10 protein-coding genes, 2 tRNA genes, 1 rRNA gene and 1 riboswitch are annotated in these 15,880 nt (G+C 61.1%); of the genes, 5 read left to right on the top strand and 8 right to left on the bottom strand.

What is annotated here, in order from left to right:
* Positions 1–243: 243 nt before the first annotated feature.
* The 3 genes from AB8A33_RS01780 to AB8A33_RS01770 form a co-directional block, all read right to left on the bottom strand.
* Positions 244–319: transfer RNA gene (locus tag AB8A33_RS01780), tRNA-Ala, on the bottom strand.
* A gap of 94 nt (positions 320–413) precedes the next feature.
* A tRNA-Ile gene (locus AB8A33_RS01775) sits at positions 414–490 on the bottom strand.
* A gap of 201 nt (positions 491–691) precedes the next feature.
* Positions 692–2,178 (bottom strand): 16S ribosomal RNA (locus tag AB8A33_RS01770).
* An 840-nt stretch (positions 2,179–3,018) separates the two neighbouring features.
* Here AB8A33_RS01770 and AB8A33_RS01765 point away from each other — a divergent pair.
* Positions 3,019–5,082 (top strand): peptidoglycan DD-metalloendopeptidase family protein, encoded by a 2,064-nt coding sequence (locus AB8A33_RS01765; protein WP_439091184.1) that lies wholly within the window; start codon positions 3,019–3,021, stop codon positions 5,080–5,082.
* Positions 5,083–5,160: 78 nt separating this feature from the next.
* On the opposite strand, the gene AB8A33_RS01760 is transcribed toward AB8A33_RS01765, so the two are convergent.
* Complete coding sequence (locus tag AB8A33_RS01760; RefSeq protein WP_439091183.1) at positions 5,161–5,799, bottom strand: NAD(P)H-binding protein; 639 nt, start codon at positions 5,797–5,799, stop codon at positions 5,161–5,163.
* Positions 5,800–5,871: 72 nt separating this feature from the next.
* Positions 5,872–8,511 carry an ATP-dependent chaperone ClpB gene (gene clpB, locus AB8A33_RS01755; RefSeq protein WP_439091182.1) on the bottom strand — a complete coding sequence of 880 codons (2,640 nt, stop codon included), beginning with the start codon at positions 8,509–8,511 and terminating at the stop codon, positions 5,872–5,874.
* Positions 8,512–8,742: 231 nt separating this feature from the next.
* On the opposite strand from clpB, the gene AB8A33_RS01750 reads away from it, so the two are divergent.
* Positions 8,743–9,516, top strand: a complete 774-nt coding sequence (locus tag AB8A33_RS01750) for an MOSC domain-containing protein (protein WP_439091181.1) — start codon at positions 8,743–8,745, stop codon at positions 9,514–9,516.
* Between the two features lie 145 nt (positions 9,517–9,661).
* On the opposite strand, the gene AB8A33_RS01745 is transcribed toward AB8A33_RS01750, so the two are convergent.
* From AB8A33_RS01745 to metX, 3 genes are all read right to left on the bottom strand, one after another.
* Positions 9,662–10,306 (bottom strand): TIGR02594 family protein, encoded by a 645-nt coding sequence (locus AB8A33_RS01745; protein ID WP_439091180.1) that lies wholly within the window; start codon positions 10,304–10,306, stop codon positions 9,662–9,664.
* A gap of 342 nt (positions 10,307–10,648) precedes the next feature.
* Positions 10,649–11,335, bottom strand: coding sequence for a methionine biosynthesis protein MetW (gene metW, locus AB8A33_RS01740; RefSeq protein WP_439091179.1), 687 nt, complete (start codon positions 11,333–11,335; stop codon positions 10,649–10,651).
* A gap of 2 nt (positions 11,336–11,337) precedes the next feature.
* Complete coding sequence (gene metX, locus AB8A33_RS01735; protein ID WP_439091178.1) at positions 11,338–12,540, bottom strand: homoserine O-acetyltransferase MetX; 1,203 nt, start codon at positions 12,538–12,540, stop codon at positions 11,338–11,340.
* A gap of 88 nt (positions 12,541–12,628) precedes the next feature.
* Positions 12,629–12,708: riboswitch (SAM riboswitch) on the bottom strand.
* Positions 12,709–12,913: 205 nt separating this feature from the next.
* On the opposite strand from metX, the gene AB8A33_RS01730 reads away from it, so the two are divergent.
* Genes AB8A33_RS01730 through AB8A33_RS01720 form a run of 3 tightly spaced genes read left to right on the top strand, consistent with a single transcriptional unit; the run spans position 12,914 to position 15,835 of the window.
* On the top strand, positions 12,914–13,765 hold the full coding sequence (locus tag AB8A33_RS01730; RefSeq protein WP_439091177.1) for a chorismate mutase: 852 nt from the start codon (positions 12,914–12,916) through the stop codon (positions 13,763–13,765).
* Between the two features lie 26 nt (positions 13,766–13,791).
* Positions 13,792–14,895 (top strand): histidinol-phosphate transaminase, encoded by a 1,104-nt coding sequence (hisC, locus tag AB8A33_RS01725; protein WP_439091176.1) that lies wholly within the window; start codon positions 13,792–13,794, stop codon positions 14,893–14,895.
* A 1-nt stretch (position 14,896) separates the two neighbouring features.
* On the top strand, positions 14,897–15,835 hold the full coding sequence (locus tag AB8A33_RS01720; RefSeq protein ID WP_439091175.1) for a prephenate/arogenate dehydrogenase family protein: 939 nt from the start codon (positions 14,897–14,899) through the stop codon (positions 15,833–15,835).
* The last annotated feature ends 45 nt before the right edge of the window (positions 15,836–15,880 follow it).

The raw sequence follows: 15,880 nt of genomic DNA, 5'->3' as shown, positions 1-15,880 counted from the left end.
TGCAAGCAAAGCGTTCGCACTCAATTCCTGGAGATTATGATATCGGCACCCGCAATTGCTTGCAGATCCGAACCTCGGAACGATCTCCTCTTTACGATGTCATAAATCCCGCAGTCGATCTCGTAAGACCAACAAGCGAAGTTATTACGCGGACTAAATCAGGAGCAGCTCGTATAGCGCTCACTGTGAACACACTGAATGTTTGTGAAGTTGTTTTGATACCATCGCCAACACCAAAGTTTCTGGTGGAGGCAGACGGGATCGAACCGACGACCTCATGCTTGCAAAGCACGCGCTCTCCCAGCTGAGCTATGCCCCCGTTCCAGAAGACGAATGCTCAACGCTCAATGAAGAGTACGTTTTGCAGATGCAAAGTCGACGTCAGCAGCAGCTCAATTCAAAGCGCGCAAATATGGTGGGCCTGGGAAGACTTGAACTTCCGACCTCACGCTTATCAAGCGCGCGCTCTAACCAACTGAGCTACAAGCCCTAACAACAAAGGGCTCTGCTTGCGGCACCAGCTTTCGCCAGATGCACGATCAAGCACGCCCCAGCGTGTGTTCGTCCGCGAAGAAAGAGAAACGAAGACGGCGGTGTCCCGCCTATGCAGCTCAAACATTGATCCAATGTTTGGCCACTGATGTTTCAAAAGAGGATCGATAGAAGCAAGCTTCTGAAGATCCATCCTTAGAAAGGAGGTGATCCAGCCGCAGGTTCCCCTACGGCTACCTTGTTACGACTTCACCCCAGTCGCTGACCCTACCGTGGTCAGCTGCCCCCTTGCGGTTAGCGCACTGCCTTCAGGTAGAACCAACTCCCATGGTGTGACGGGCGGTGTGTACAAGGCCCGGGAACGTATTCACCGTGGCATGCTGATCCACGATTACTAGCGATTCCAACTTCATGGGCTCGAGTTGCAGAGCCCAATCCGAACTGAGACGGCTTTTTGAGATTTGCGAGGGGTCGCCCCTTTGCATCCCATTGTCACCGCCATTGTAGCACGTGTGTAGCCCAGCCCGTAAGGGCCATGAGGACTTGACGTCATCCCCACCTTCCTCGCGGCTTATCACCGGCAGTCTCCTTAGAGTGCTCAACTAAATGGTAGCAACTAAGGACGGGGGTTGCGCTCGTTGCGGGACTTAACCCAACATCTCACGACACGAGCTGACGACAGCCATGCAGCACCTGTGCTCTATGCCCCGAAGGGAAGGTTCCATCTCTGGTACCGGTCATAGACATGTCAAGGGCTGGTAAGGTTCTGCGCGTTGCGTCGAATTAAACCACATGCTCCACCGCTTGTGCGGGCCCCCGTCAATTCCTTTGAGTTTTAATCTTGCGACCGTACTCCCCAGGCGGAATGCTTAAAGCGTTAGCTGCGCCACTAGTGAGTAAACCCACTAACGGCTGGCATTCATCGTTTACGGCGTGGACTACCAGGGTATCTAATCCTGTTTGCTCCCCACGCTTTCGTGCCTCAGCGTCAGTTATGGGCCAGTGAGCCGCCTTCGCCACTGGTGTTCTTGCGAATATCTACGAATTTCACCTCTACACTCGCAGTTCCACTCACCTCTCCCATACTCAAGACTTTCAGTATCAAAGGCAGTTCTGGAGTTGAGCTCCAGGATTTCACCTCTGACTTAAAAACCCGCCTACGCACCCTTTACGCCCAGTGATTCCGAGCAACGCTAGCCCCCTTCGTATTACCGCGGCTGCTGGCACGAAGTTAGCCGGGGCTTATTCTTACGGTACCGTCATTATCTTCCCGTACAAAAGAGCTTTACAACCCTAGGGCCTTCATCACTCACGCGGCATGGCTGGATCAGGCTTGCGCCCATTGTCCAATATTCCCCACTGCTGCCTCCCGTAGGAGTTTGGGCCGTGTCTCAGTCCCAATGTGGCTGATCATCCTCTCAGACCAGCTACTGATCGTCGCCTTGGTAGGCCATTACCCTACCAACTAGCTAATCAGACGCGGGCCAATCTCTCGGCGATAAATCTTTCCCCGTAAGGGCTTATCCGGTATTAGCACAAGTTTCCCTGTGTTGTTCCGAACCAAGAGGTATGTTCCCACGCGTTACTCACCCGTCTGCCACTGACGTATTGCTACGCCCGTTCGACTTGCATGTGTTAAGCCTGCCGCCAGCGTTCGCTCTGAGCCAGGATCAAACTCTCAAGTTGGACTTGAAACTTTAAACCGGCTGATCACAACGTATTGACGAGGTCCCACCATACTAAGTCGTTCAAAACCTTGCGGCTTTGGCGACCTGCTGTCCGCGCTTCACAGCGCTAACAACGATGGTGTTAACCTTTGTATCAAAACGTGTACCGCCGAAGTCTTTCGTCCGGCCCCGCCTCAGGAAGCCGAAGCTCCCATCGAACGAGACCCGCAAGGACTCCGCCGTCCACGTTTCTCTTTCTTCATTTTAACTTGTCAAACAGCCCGACGCAGACGCGTCAATCTCCCCATAAGGGAGAAAATCTTATCGCTCAATCACTCGACAACAGAACAGCAGCCGACACCTATCGGCTACTGAAGCACTCTTCACGGTGATGAGCTTCCGAGACACAAACAACCGCCCGGGCCGAAGGCCCCGGCGCCGCCGCGCTCAGTGGCCGGGTTATAGGCCCCCTCACCCGAAACTGTCAACGCCATTCGTCAGAAAATCGTCACGTGCTGTGGAGGAGGCCTCGGGGCCCAAAAAGCGTAGGTTTTACAGGGGTAACGCCGTACAAGAGCCACATTCCTCCGACGTTCTGAGCATGCCTTGTGCAAAGATTCTGCATCGCCCCTGAAACTTTTTGGGGGCGGTCGGACCAGGATCTGGGCTCAACGGTCTCTCGAAAGAACGAACTGCGCCATCGCAGCGTTCTTTTGGGCCAACGATAACACCGCGAAAGAGTTTGCAGCATTGACGTTCGTCCATTCGGCCAGCATTTTGGCGCGCACTGTTCGACCGGCGATGCGATGTGCTTGGGGAAGACTCTTCGCATGATGCTGGGAATTCGGGGGATGTCGGCTTGAATCACGGACTGTCACGCAGTGGCGCCTATAATCGTGAGACCGGGATAATTGATCTCGGCCACGAGCCGCCGCTATCCGTTGACGGCTCCGAAGCCGCGGTGATCGATCGTCGCCGCGTATCGGTACAGTGGTTCAGCGGTACTATTCTCACAGGTCTCTGCGGCGCAGCTCTGATCGGCGGCGCCGTTTTTGCGTCGCTCGACGGCGAGATGACTTTCGCCAAAGTGCCCGAGCGCGTCGAAGGCGCGCTGCGCGGCGCCTTTAGTGCCACCGACAAACAAGCCAGCCTGCATAAGAGCGACCGCCTGCCGCCGCCGAGCGAATCTTCCGCCGCGCGCCAGGTACTCAAAGTCTCCACCGTCACCCGCGTCGGCAATCGCGACGTCATGCGTGTACGACCCTTCATCCGGATTTCCGGCAATCTGGCGATGGCGACCAGCGATCTCAGCGCCAAGATCCCGCCCTTTAATGCGCAGCGCCTGCTGACCGATGTCGGCAGCCCCGTTCCGAACAGCGACGACGCCGCGGCCAATCCGAATGCCGTCGAGCCCGATGCCGAAGTCTCCTTCGTCACCCGCGATCTCGGTCAGGTACTGCCGAAAGCCAAGATCGGCGCCAGCGTTGCTATCGATGAAGTCTTGATGCGCGTGCGCGACGCCTCCAACTGGCGCGGCAATACCGGCGTTCGCTACACGACGGTCGCCAGCGCCACCGGCGATATCGGCGGACAGCCTGACATGAAGATGGCCTATGCCGCCGAAGGCACCACGGCCGATCCTTATGCCGGCTTCGAAACCCGCATCGTGCCGGAAAACGTCACGCTGCTGGCCAAGACCAAGGATCAGGCGACCGGCGGCAACCCGAATGGCGAGCGCATCCATATCGTCAAGAAGGGCGACACCATCCTGACGATCCTGCGCGACCAGGGCGCAATGCCCGAGGAAGCCAAGGCCATTGCCACTACGCTGGGTGCCCGCGGCCGCGACGGCGGACTGAAGGAAGGCCAGAAAGTTCGAATTCTGATGTCACCGGCCGGACCGGGCCAGCGTTTGCAGCCCTACCGCGTCATCGTCGCCAACGATTCCACCATCGAGGCGGTCGCCGCCCTCTCGGATCTCGGCAAATACGTCGCCGTCGATGTCTCCAGCATGAACACCGTCGCCGAAGCGCCAAGCGCATCGGATGATGACGAGGAGGATGACGGCACCGGCGTGCGGCTCTATCAGAGCATTTACGAGACGGCGCTGCGCAACAAGGTCCCGGCCACCGTCATCGAGGACATGATCCGGATCTACTCCTACGACGTGGATTTCCAACGCAAAGTACAGCCCGGCGACTCGTTCGACGTGTTCTTTGCCGGCGAAGACGAAGGCGCCACCATCACCGAAAAGACCGAAGTGTTGTTCGCTTCGCTTACGGTGGGCGGCGAAACCAAGAAATACTATCGCTTCCTGACCACCGACGACTCCGTCGTCGACTACTATGACGAGACCGGCAAAAGCGCGAAGAAGTTTCTGGTCCGCAAACCCGTCAACAACGCCATCATGCGTTCGGGCTTCGGCGGACGCCGCCACCCGATCCTCGGCTACACCAAGATGCATACCGGCGTGGACTGGTCGACGCCCTACGGCACCCCGATTTTCGCATCCGGAAACGGCGTGATCGAAAAAGCAGCCTGGGAAGGCGGCTACGGCAAATATATCCGCATCAAGCACAATAACGGCTACGAGACCGCCTACGGCCATATGTCGGCCTTTGCCAAGGGCATGGAGTCCGGCAAGCGCGTGCGGCAGGGCCAGGTCATTGGCTTCGTCGGTTCGACCGGCATGTCCACCGGCGCCCACGTTCACTACGAAATTCTGGTCAACGGCCGCTTTGTCGATCCTATGCGCGTGAAACTGCCGCGCGGCCGCTCGCTCGAAGGGCCAATCATGGCAGGCTTCGAGAAGGAGCGTGACCGGATCGATACCCAGATGACCATGCGTGGCCCCGGCGCCCGCGTGTCCGATGCCGGCGTGACCAGCGCGGTGCCACCAGCACGGCCGACGACCAGCCGCTAAATCCGTATTTTTCGCCTTGTTCTGCGCGTCAGACCGACGCCGCGCGGGCGTGCCGAAAGGGACGCTGAGGTCCGGCGATCAATCCGCAGCGAGCTCTACAGACCCGATCAGATGAACACCAGGCGCGCCTGTCACGGCCGCCTCGATCAATGCATCGGCGATCTTGTCAGCGGGGCTGATCCGGTAGCTGCGCGGCAGGACCGGACCGAGGATACCGAGCACAACTGCCGCGATGCGTTCGCCCAGCCGGAATTCGTCGCGATCGCCGCCGATCAGGCCCGGCCGCACAATCGTCAAAGACTGAAAGCCCATCGCCTTCAGCGCTTCCTCCACTTCGCCTTTGGTACGCGGATAAAGCAGTTTTGAGCGCGCATTGGCACCCACCGACGAATTGAGCGCGAAACGACTAGCGCCGTGGTTGCGCGCCAGCCGGGCGACTTCGAGCGGGTAATCATGATCCACCACGCGAAACGCCTGATCCGAGCCGGCCTTGGCGCGCGTCGTGCCGAGTGCACAGATCACAGCATCGACGTCCCACCAGTCGGCCTCGGCTGGTAACCGGTCGAAATCGACCAGCGGGTTGTCGAGCTTCGCATGCGCCTCGAGCAGCCGACGGGTCGGCGCTATGACGCGCGTGATCCGACTGTCGGCGAGCGCTTTGGCGATGACATGGCGGCCGACAAGGCCGGTGGCGCCGACCACGAGAATGCGGGTCATGATCTTTCTCCGACGTGGAAACGGCCCGAACCGCGAGGTTCAGGCCGTTTCGTTGCGTTTAAACCCGTGCCGTCAGTTCAGCTGCCGCTTCGGCACCGGCGCCTCAAACTCGGCGATCTCCGCGGTCCGGGCCGGCTTGCCGTTGAAGGTCAGGACGTTGCCGGCGGCGCTTATGTCGACATGGTCGCCGTCCTTGATGTCACCGGCGAGGATCATCTCGGCCAGCGGATCCTGGACATTGCGCTGGATCACCCGCTTCAGGGGACGGGCGCCATAGGCGGGATCCCAACCCTTGTCCGCGAGCCAGTCGCGCGCATCGTTGTCCAGCACCAGCGTGATCTTGCGATCTTCCAGTAACTTCTGCAGCCGCGCAAACTGGATCTCGACGATCCGGCCCATCTCGCTCCGTTGCAGGCGATGAAACAGGATGATCTCGTCGACACGGTTCAGGAATTCGGGGCGGAAATGCCCGCGCACCATACCCATCACCTGTTCGCGCACCGCGGACGTATCCTCACCCTCGGGCTGGTTGACCAGGAATTCCGAGCCGAGATTCGACGTCATGATGATCAGTGTGTTGCGGAAATCGACAGTCCGGCCCTGACCATCGGTCAGGCGGCCATCGTCGAGCACCTGCAGGAGCACGTTGAACACATCCGGATGCGCCTTCTCGACCTCGTCGAACAGCACGACCTGATAGGGCCGCCGCCGCACAGCTTCGGTGAGCGCGCCGCCCTCGTCATAACCGACATAGCCCGGAGGCGCGCCGATCAGACGCGAGACCGAATGCTTCTCCATGTATTCGGACATGTCGAGGCGAACCATCGCGGTGTCATCGTCAAACAGATAGGATGCCAACGCCTTGGTCAGCTCGGTCTTACCGACGCCGGTGGGGCCGAGGAACATGAACGAGCCCATCGGCCGGTTCGGATCCTGCAGACCGGCACGCGAACGGCGGACTGCCGTCGCCACTGCGCGCACGGCCTCGGCCTGGCCGACGACGCGCTCGCCAAGGCTGAGCTCCATCCGCAACAGCTTGTCCTTCTCGCCTTCCAGCATCTTGTCGACCGGCACGCCGGTCCAGCGCGAGACCACCTGCGCAATGTGGTTGGCGGTGACCGCCTCCTCCATCATCTCGCCGGCGTTCTCGTTGGCTTCGATATCGGCCAGCCGCTTCTCCAGATCCGGAATCCGGCCATAGGCCAGTTCGCCGGCACGCTGGTATTCGCCGCGGCGTTGCGCATCGGCCAGTTCGAGGCGCAAGCCGTCGAGCTCGCTCTTGAGCTTCTGCGCATCCGACAGTTTGTTCTTCTCGGCCGACCAGCGCTGGGTGAGCGCTGCCGATTTCTCTTCGAGCTCGGCGAGTTCCTTCTTAAGCGTTTCGAGCCTGCTCTTCGAGCCGGCATCGGTTTCCTTGCCAAGCGCCTCCTGCTCGATCTTGAGCCGGATGATCTCGCGGTCCATCGAGTCGAGTTCTTCGGGCTTGGAATCGACCTGCATCTTCAGCCGTGCCGACGCCTCGTCCATCAGGTCGATGGCTTTATCCGGCAGGAAGCGATCGGTGATGTAGCGGTTCGACAGCGTGACGGCAGCGACCAGCGCGCTATCCGTGATGCGGACGCCGTGATGCTGTTCGTACTTGTCCTTCAGGCCGCGCAGGATCGAGACCGTGTCTTCGACGGTCGGTTCCGCCACGAAGATCGGCTGGAAACGCCGCGCCAGCGCCGCGTCCTTCTCCACATGCTTGCGATATTCGTCGAGCGTGGTGGCGCCGATGCAATGCAATTCGCCGCGGGCGAGCGCGGGCTTCAGCAGGTTGGACGCGTCCATCGCACCATCCCCCTTGCCGGCTCCGATCAGCTGATGCATTTCGTCGATGAACAGGATGATGCCGCCTTCGGCCGCGGTGACCTCGCCCAGAACGGCCTTCAGCCGCTCCTCGAACTCACCGCGATATTTCGCACCGGCGATGAGTGCGCCGAGATCGAGCGACAGCAGGCTCTTGTCCTTGATGCTATCAGGCACGTCGCCGTTGAGGATGCGCAGCGCGAGGCCCTCGACGATGGCAGTCTTGCCGACGCCGGGTTCGCCGATCAGCACGGGATTGTTCTTGGTTCGCCGCGACAATACCTGAATCGTGCGGCGGATTTCCTCGTCGCGGCCGATCACCGGGTCGAGCTTGCCGTCCCGCGCAGCCTGGGTCAGGTCGCGGGCATATTTCTTCAGCGCGTCATAGGCGTTTTCGGCCGTGGCGGAATCCGCCGTGCGGCCCTTGCGCAGCGCATTGATCGCGGCATTGAGATTTTGCGGAGTGACGCCGCCCTTGTTCAACAGGCTGCCGGCTTCTGAGTCCTTGTCGAGCGCCAGCGCAAGCAGCAGCCGCTCCACGGTGACGAAACTGTCGCCCGCCTTTTCGGCGGCCTTTTCGGCGGCATCGAAAGCGCGCGCCGTCGCCGGCGCCAGATAGACCTGCCCGGCCCCGGCACCCGAGACCTTAGGCATCTTGCCCAGCTCGGTTTCCGTCGCCTTCAGGATGGCGCGGGAGTTGCCGCCGGCGCGGTCGATCAGGCCGCCGGCCAGACCTTCGCTGTCGTCCAGCAGAACTTTCAGAATATGCAGCGGCGAGAATTGCTGATGGCCCTCTCGCACGGCCAGTGATTGCGCCGACTGGATGAAGCCGCGCACCCGTTCGGTGTATTTCTCAATATTCATCGTGTGTTGTCCCTCGGCCTGCCCTGTCCGCCTCGAAAGCACGGATGGGGCATCTTCATTGGGTGTCCGCAGGCCGCATTGATCGTCGTCAACCGGCTGCGGTCGTCGCTGGCGTCAAAACCAGCTTGATGCAAATGTGGGCAGCCAGTTCCCGAAACGGAAGGGGTCCACATAAAATTCCAATCGGCTCGGCCATGGCGCTACGGGCCCAAATCTCTTAAGACCGGAACCATGCCAGAACAGTCTTACGCCAGCGTTGCCAGCATCTACCGCTATCCCGTGAAGGGCCTGACGCCCGAGCCTCTGGAACAAGTCACGCTGATGCCCGGCCAGCCCCTGCCGGCCGACCGGCGATACGCCATCGAGAACGGCCCGATCGGGTTCGACCCGGCAGCACCGCAATATTTTCCCAAGACCCAGTTTCTGATGCTGATGCGCAACGAGCGCCTGGCGGCGCTGCGCAGCCACTACGACGACACCAGCCATACGCTGACGATCCGGCAGGACAACGTGGAGGCAGCGCGGGCCAACCTGCAGACGGCCGAAGGACGTGCGGAGATCGAAGCGTTCTTCGCTGCACATTTTGCCGATGAACTACGCGGGCCACCCAAAGTGCTGTTCGCGGACGGCCATAGCTTTTCGGACGTGCCGCGCAAGGTGGTGTCGATCATCAACCTCGCCAGCGTCAACGATCTCGAAAAGGCCGTTGGGCAGCCGGTACATCCGCTGCGCTTTCGCGGCAACTTGTATCTAGCGGGCTGGCCGGCTTGGCATGAATTCGAGATGATCGACCGGACGCTTGCTATCGGCAGCACCCGGCTCAAGGTTGTGAAGCGCATCGTTCGCTGTGCAGCGACCAATGTCGATCCGGATACAGCCGCGCGGGATCTGACGATTCCGAAAACGCTGCTGCAGACCTACGGCCATGCCGACTGCGGCGTATATGCCGAGGTCATCACCGGCGGCACGATCGCTGCGGGTGATGAGATCAAGTCGGAAGATTAAGTTCAAACTCCGTCATGGCCTGGCAAAGCGCGAAGCGCGGCTTCGCTGGATATCCCGGCCATCCACGCTTTAGTCGCGAAGGAAGACGTGGATGCCCGGCGCAAGGCCGGGCATAACGACTGAGTTTAGTTGCAGATTAAGCTTATCAGCTCGTCGGCATCACGTAGGCGTAGATGCGGCCGCGCGAATAGACGGACTCGGCGACGCGGTTACCATGATTGCCGGAGACGATGATCGGGTTGCCCTTGGCATCGACGCCCGAGACGACGCCGACATGACCGCCGCGACGACCGCGCGACATCACGGCGATGGCGCCGACCTGCGGACCGGAGATGCGCTGTCCGTAGCTCGAGAACGAGCGCGCCATATCCGAACCAGTGCCCTGATGGCCGGTGCGCTTCAATACGAGATTCATGAACGCTGCACACCACAAACGACCACGCGCCGTCGGATTGCCGCGGCCGATGAAGCTGCGCGCCGCGTCGACGATACCCGAACCGCCGAAGCCGCCGGAGGGCTGATTCATGCTCGCATTGGCGTTGTTGAAATTCGCGGAGTCGCCAAACGAAGGCGCCTGCTGTTCGACTCGGGCACTGCGCCGCGCATATCGCGCGCGATGCCGGACGTGATGACGCGTGCTGTGTGTGTACTTGCCGACGTGATGTGAATGACGCGAGGCGCCGTGCTGGGGTCGTGCCGACGCAGGAGAGACTGAAGCGAGTACTGCCGCCGAACACACCGCAAGAGCCGAGATGCGAAGTGCACGGCGATACGCAAAGAACTGAACCATACCGAATTTTTCCTCTTAACACCCCCGAACCCCATCGGCCCAAATACGCGGGCCAACAATCGGGACGGGCGTGGTAACGAAGTTGGTATGGCGATAACAAGACCTAGAACGGTTCAAGTGACGATTTTTTAACGGCGACATCGGAGTGAATCGCTTCAACTTCAACGGATGCCATACGTATAGACATAGCAGCCACCCACTCGGCGGAATGCGCGCTTTTATTACCTATTCGAATTAGCTTTCTAAGCGCACCCCTGGCGTGCATCACGGAGCGACACACGGCAAAAAGGCCGCGTAAAATGCGGCCTTTCACGCTTCCATCATGCGGAAATTTACACGCGATCAGGGCTGCGAGGATTTACTCGCGCGGCTCAGCAGGAAAACGCCCTGCTCCCCGAACATGTTCCAGAACCACCACGGCGCATTGAGGCGCAACGGACGGCCATAGAGATCGAGTGCAACGGCACGCTCCATCTTCACGTTGATCTCGTCGCACAAGACAACGAAATCCTTGATGGTGCAGAAGTGAATGTTCGGCGTGTCGTACCATGTCGCCGGCAGATTCTCCGTGCGCGGCATCCGGCCGCCGACCAGCAATTGCACGCGCATCTTCCAGAAGCCGAAATTCGGAAACGACACGATGGCGCTGCGGCCGATGCGCAGCAGATTTTCCAGCACGACGCGCGGCTGCCGCGTCGCCTGCAGCGTCTGCGACAGGATCACGTAGTCGAACGCATCGTCGGGATAGTTGATCAAGTCCGTATCGGCGTCGCCCTGCACCACTGCGAGGCCTTTGCCGACGCAGCGGTTGACGCCCTCGCGCGACAATTCGATGCCGCGGCCGTCGATGCCGCGGCTTTCCAGCAATTGCAGCAGATCGCCGTCACCGCAGCCGACGTCGAGCACCTTCGAGCCCGGCTTGATCATCTCCGCGACCAGGAGATGGTCGCCGCGATAGTCCTGCGTACCGCGCGGCGCCGGCGTCGCCACCACAGAATTTAGCGGCAAGACTTGTTGTGGAAACGCCATCTCTATGTCCCCGTAACAGGCAGGCCGCGCACGGAGGCTGCGGAGTTCAGGAATGCATCGGCGATATCGAGAAACTCAGGCACGTCGAGCAGGAAGGCATCGTGGCCCTTGTCGGTCTCGATCTCCGCAAAGGATACGCGGACGCCACCGGCATTCAGCGCGTGCACGACGTCGCGCGATTCCGCCGTTGGGAACAGCCAGTCGGATGTGAACGACATCAGGCAGAAGCGTGTCTGCGTATCGCGAAACGCTTCCGCAAGCTTGCCGTTGTGGTCGGCTGCGATATCGAAATAGTCCATCGCACGCGTCAGATAGAGATAGGAGTTGGCATCGAAGCGCTCGACAAAGGACGAGCCCTGATAGCGCAGATAGCTCTCGACCTGAAAATCCGCATCGAAGGAGAAAGTCGGCAACTCCCTGTCCTGCATGCGGCGACCGAACTTGCGGTGCAGAGCGGCATCCGACAGATAAGTAATATGCGCGGCCATGCGCGCGACACCGAGGCCGCGATGCGGATGCGTACCTTCCTCGAAATAGCGCCCGCCGCGCCAGTCGGGATCGGCCATCACGGCCTGACGACCCAATTCGTGGAACGCGATATTCTGCGCCGAGTGCCGTGTACTGCAGGCGACCGCCAGCGCGGAGAACACCCGCTCCGGATAGGCCGCGGTCCATTGCAGTGTCTGCATGCCGCCCATGGAACCGCCGACCACGCAGAACAGCTGGCCGATACCGAGACTGTCGATCAGCATCGCCTGCGCACGCACCATGTCGGGAATGGTGATGACCGGGAAATCCAGCCCCCAGATCTTGCCGGTGGCGGGATTGGTCGACGCCGGACCGGTCGAGCCCATGCAGCCGCCGAGCACATTGGAGGAAATGATGAAGTAGCGGTCAGTATCGAGCGCCTTGCCGGACCCGACCAATGTCTGCCACCAACCGGGCTTGCCGGTGATCGGATTGATATTGGCGACGTGCTGGTCGCCGGTCAGTGCGTGGCAGACCAGGATCGCGTTGGATTTGTCGGCATTGAGCGTTCCGTAGGTCTGATAGGCGATCTGGAACGGGGCGAGGTCGACGCCGCAATCGAGCCGCAACGGCTGATCCATGCCAAAGGCCGCGACCAGCGAGGTCGGATGATCGGCTTCATGTCCACGCTCATCGGGGCGGACAACCGGACTCTTCACCAGTTCGACATTTACCATCTTGATACCGGCCTCCTCAGGAGGTTCTCAAACCAAAACCGGAATCAGGCCATAAAAAAACCCGGCCTGAACAAATAGTTCGGCCGGGATCAAACTGTCCCCGGCCTGTTTAGCGAGTTGTTTAACGTGGCTGCAAGCCGGCCGGCTCAAATGACCACGGAAGAGCCCAGAAACTAGTCCCGCACCCGCCTGCCGTCAATATGGGCATTGCCACGGTCAAATTGACCAAGTGCCCTGCAGCGCAAACAGCCATGTTTTCTTTGCTTTCCGGCACCGTCTTACCTAATCAATGGCCGTGCCCGCCGGCTCCCCGGAGCCGGCCCGGCCAAGCTTGACGGGACCTATCACGCCTCCCGTCCCGAAGGTTTTGAACATGTCGAAATTACCACCCGCCCCGCCCTCGCTGGACGAACTGCGCAAAGAGATCGACAGCATCGACGCACAGGTTCACGCCCTGTTGATGCAGCGCGGCGACATCATCGACCGGCTGATTTCGGTGAAGCAGACCCAGGAGGTCGGTTCTGCCTTCCGGCCGGCGCGCGAGGCCGACATGATGCGCCGTCTGGTGCAGCGCCATCGTGGCATCCTGCCGATCGACACCGTCGAGAGCATCTGGCGGGTGATCATCTCGACTTTTACTTACGTTCAGGCGCCGTTCTCGGTGCATGCGGATCTGTCGCTCGGCGAGAGCGCGATGCGGGATTCCGCGCGCTTTCATTTCGGCTTCACCGTGCCTTACGTCGCGCATTTCAGCGCCGCAGCAGCGGTCGAGGCCGTGGCCAAGTCCAAGGGCGATCTCGCGCTGGTCTCGGCGACGTCGAGCCGCACACCGTGGTGGATCCCGCTGGAAGCCAAGGGCGCCCCGAAGATCATCGCGCGCCTGCCGTTCATCGAACGCGCCGACCATCCGGCCGCATTGCCGGTGTTCGTAGTGTCACGCGTCGCCGACAGCGCCATGGTGACCGAAGTCGAGATGTGGAGCGTGCGGGTGTCAGGCTGGAATGCGGAGACCGCGCGCGCGCTGTCGCCGCTGGCCGAGATCGTCGCCGTGCCCGATACCGCCTTTGACGGCGCGGCGCTGTTGATCTCGATCACCTCAGCCACCAGCCTCGACAAGATTAAGTCGGCGCTGATCGAAGCTGGCGCCTCGGTGCGCTCCACGGCTCTCGTCGGCAGCCACGCAACCCGCTATACCGTGGCCGCCAACGACGCACCGCGTTCGTAAGCCAATCTGACGTTCTGGAGTTGAAGATGTCCCGTCCTGTGCCGAAGCCCGGCATTCTCGATATCGCGCCCTACACCCCTGGCAAGAGCCCGGTGGTGGAGCCGGGCCGGAAGACCTACAAGCTGTCGGCCAACGAGACGCCGTTCGGCCCATCGTCGCGCGCCAAGGACGCCTTTGCCACCGCTGTCGCGCATCTCGAGGATTATCCGGAAGGCACGTCGAAGGTGCTGCGCGAGGCGCTCGGCCACCGCTTCGGCCTCGATCCCGCGCAGATCATCTGCGGTGCCGGCTCCGACGAAATTCTCAACCTGATTGCGCATGTCTATCTCGGCCCCGGCGACGAGGCGATTTCGACCGCACACGGCTTCCTGGTCTACCCGATCGCTACCCAGGCGAACGGCGCCACCAATGTGGTCGCTCCGGAAACCAACTTCACCTGCAACGTCGACGCGATCCTGAACTGCGTCACGCCGCGCACCAAGCTGGTGTGGCTGGCGAACCCGAACAACCCGACTGGCACCTATCTGCCGTCCTCCGAGATCAAGCGCCTGCGCGCCGGCCTGCCGGAGCACGTGCTGCTGGTGCTCGACGCCGCGTATTGGGACTACGTGACCAAGGGCGACTACGACAACGGCCTGGAGCTGGCGAAGACCACCGAGAATACCGTCGCCACCTACACCTTCTCGAAGGTACACGGCCTGGCCGCCTTGCGGATCGGCTGGATGTTCGGCCCTGCGCACATCGTCGATGCGATGAACCGGATTCGTGGGCCGTTCAACGTCTCGGCGCCGGCGATGATGGCCGCGGTGGGGGCGATCGAGGACACCGGCCATGTCGAGATGTCGCGCACATACACCGCCAAGTGGATTGGCATCCTGACCGAGGAAATCACCAAGCTCGGCATCGAGGTGACGCCAAGCGTGGCCAATTTCTTGCTGATGCATTTTCCGGCGACCGGCAAGACCGCAGCGGATGCCGATGCGTTCCTGACCAGGCGCGGGCTGGTGCTGCGCGCCGTGACCAATTACGGCCTGCCGAACTCGCTGCGCATGACCATCGGCACCGAGGAAGCCAACAGGCTGGTGATCGAGACGCTGCGTGAATTCATGGCATCGAATTCGGGGCAATGACGTGAGCGCCACGCCGCCCTTCAAACGTATCGCGCTGATCGGGCTTGGCCTGATCGGTTCGTCGCTGGCGCGCGGCATCCAGCAGCTCGGCCTTGCCGGTGAATTGGTTGCCACCGACAATTCGGCGGCCGTGCGCGCACGCGCCCTTGAGATCAAACTCGCCGACCGCATCGCCGACGATAATGCCAGCGCGGTAAAGGATGCCGATCTGGTCATCGCCTGCGTACCCGTCGGAGTGGCGGGCGACGTGGCGAAAAGCATCGCGGCGCATCTTTCGCCGGGCGCGATCGTCTCCGACGTCGGTTCGGTGAAGGCCTCCGTGCTGCACGCGATGTCGGAATATCTGCCGGACAACGTCCACTTCATTCCCGCGCATCCGGTCGCCGGCACGGAAAACTCCGGCCCGGATTCCGGCTTCGCAGAACTGTTCAGCAATCGCTGGTGCATTCTGACGCCGCCCGAGGGCGCGGATCCCGCGGCCGTCGAGAAGCTCACCGGCTTCTGGGCAGCACTCGGCGCCAATGTCGAAATCATGCAGGCCGCGCATCACGACCTGGTGCTCGCGGTCACCAGCCATCTTCCGCATCTGATCGCTTATACAATCGTAGGCACGGCCGACGAGCTCGAAGACGTCACTCGTTCGGAAGTGCTGAAGTTCTCCGCGGGCGGCTTCCGCGATTTCACCCGCATCGCAGCATCAGACCCGACCATGTGGCGCGACGTGTTCCTCGCCAACAAGGACGCGGTGCTGGAAATGCTCGGTACCTTCCAGGAAGACCTGTCGAAGCTGACCCGCGCTATCCGCCGCGATGACGGCGATGCGCTGTTCGAGCACTTCACCCGGACGCGTGCGATCCGTCGCGGCATCGTGAGTATCGGTCAGGATGAAGCGGCGCCGGACTTCGGGCGCAAGCATCAGGCACTGACGAAGAAGGATTGAGGCAGCGCTGTTTGCTGCTCCCTCGTCATTCCGGGGCGCGGGCGG

Source organism: Tardiphaga sp. 813_E8_N1_3 (genome assembly GCF_051811025.1).
In the GTDB taxonomy this organism is placed as follows: domain Bacteria; phylum Pseudomonadota; class Alphaproteobacteria; order Rhizobiales; family Xanthobacteraceae; genus Tardiphaga.
The sequence above is the reverse complement of the archived record's forward strand: the minus strand, read 5'-3'. Positions and strand labels throughout refer to the sequence as shown.

Bases quoted from the DNA above. Each gene is read 5' to 3' on its own strand.
- AB8A33_RS01760 (WP_439091183.1), bottom strand. From the start codon at position 5,799: ATGACCCGCATTCTCGTGGTCGGCGCCACCGGCCTTGTCGGCCGCCAT.
- clpB (WP_439091182.1), bottom strand. From the start codon at position 8,511: ATGAATATTGAGAAATACACCGAACGGGTGCGCGGCTTCATCCAGTCG.
- AB8A33_RS01750 (WP_439091181.1), top strand. From the start codon at position 8,743: ATGCCAGAACAGTCTTACGCCAGCGTTGCCAGCATCTACCGCTATCCC.
- AB8A33_RS01745 (WP_439091180.1), bottom strand. From the start codon at position 10,306: ATGGTTCAGTTCTTTGCGTATCGCCGTGCACTTCGCATCTCGGCTCTT.
- metW (WP_439091179.1), bottom strand. From the start codon at position 11,335: ATGGCGTTTCCACAACAAGTCTTGCCGCTAAATTCTGTGGTGGCGACG.
- metX (WP_439091178.1), bottom strand. From the start codon at position 12,540: ATGGTAAATGTCGAACTGGTGAAGAGTCCGGTTGTCCGCCCCGATGAG.
- AB8A33_RS01730 (WP_439091177.1), top strand. From the start codon at position 12,914: ATGTCGAAATTACCACCCGCCCCGCCCTCGCTGGACGAACTGCGCAAA.
- hisC (WP_439091176.1), top strand. From the start codon at position 13,792: ATGTCCCGTCCTGTGCCGAAGCCCGGCATTCTCGATATCGCGCCCTAC.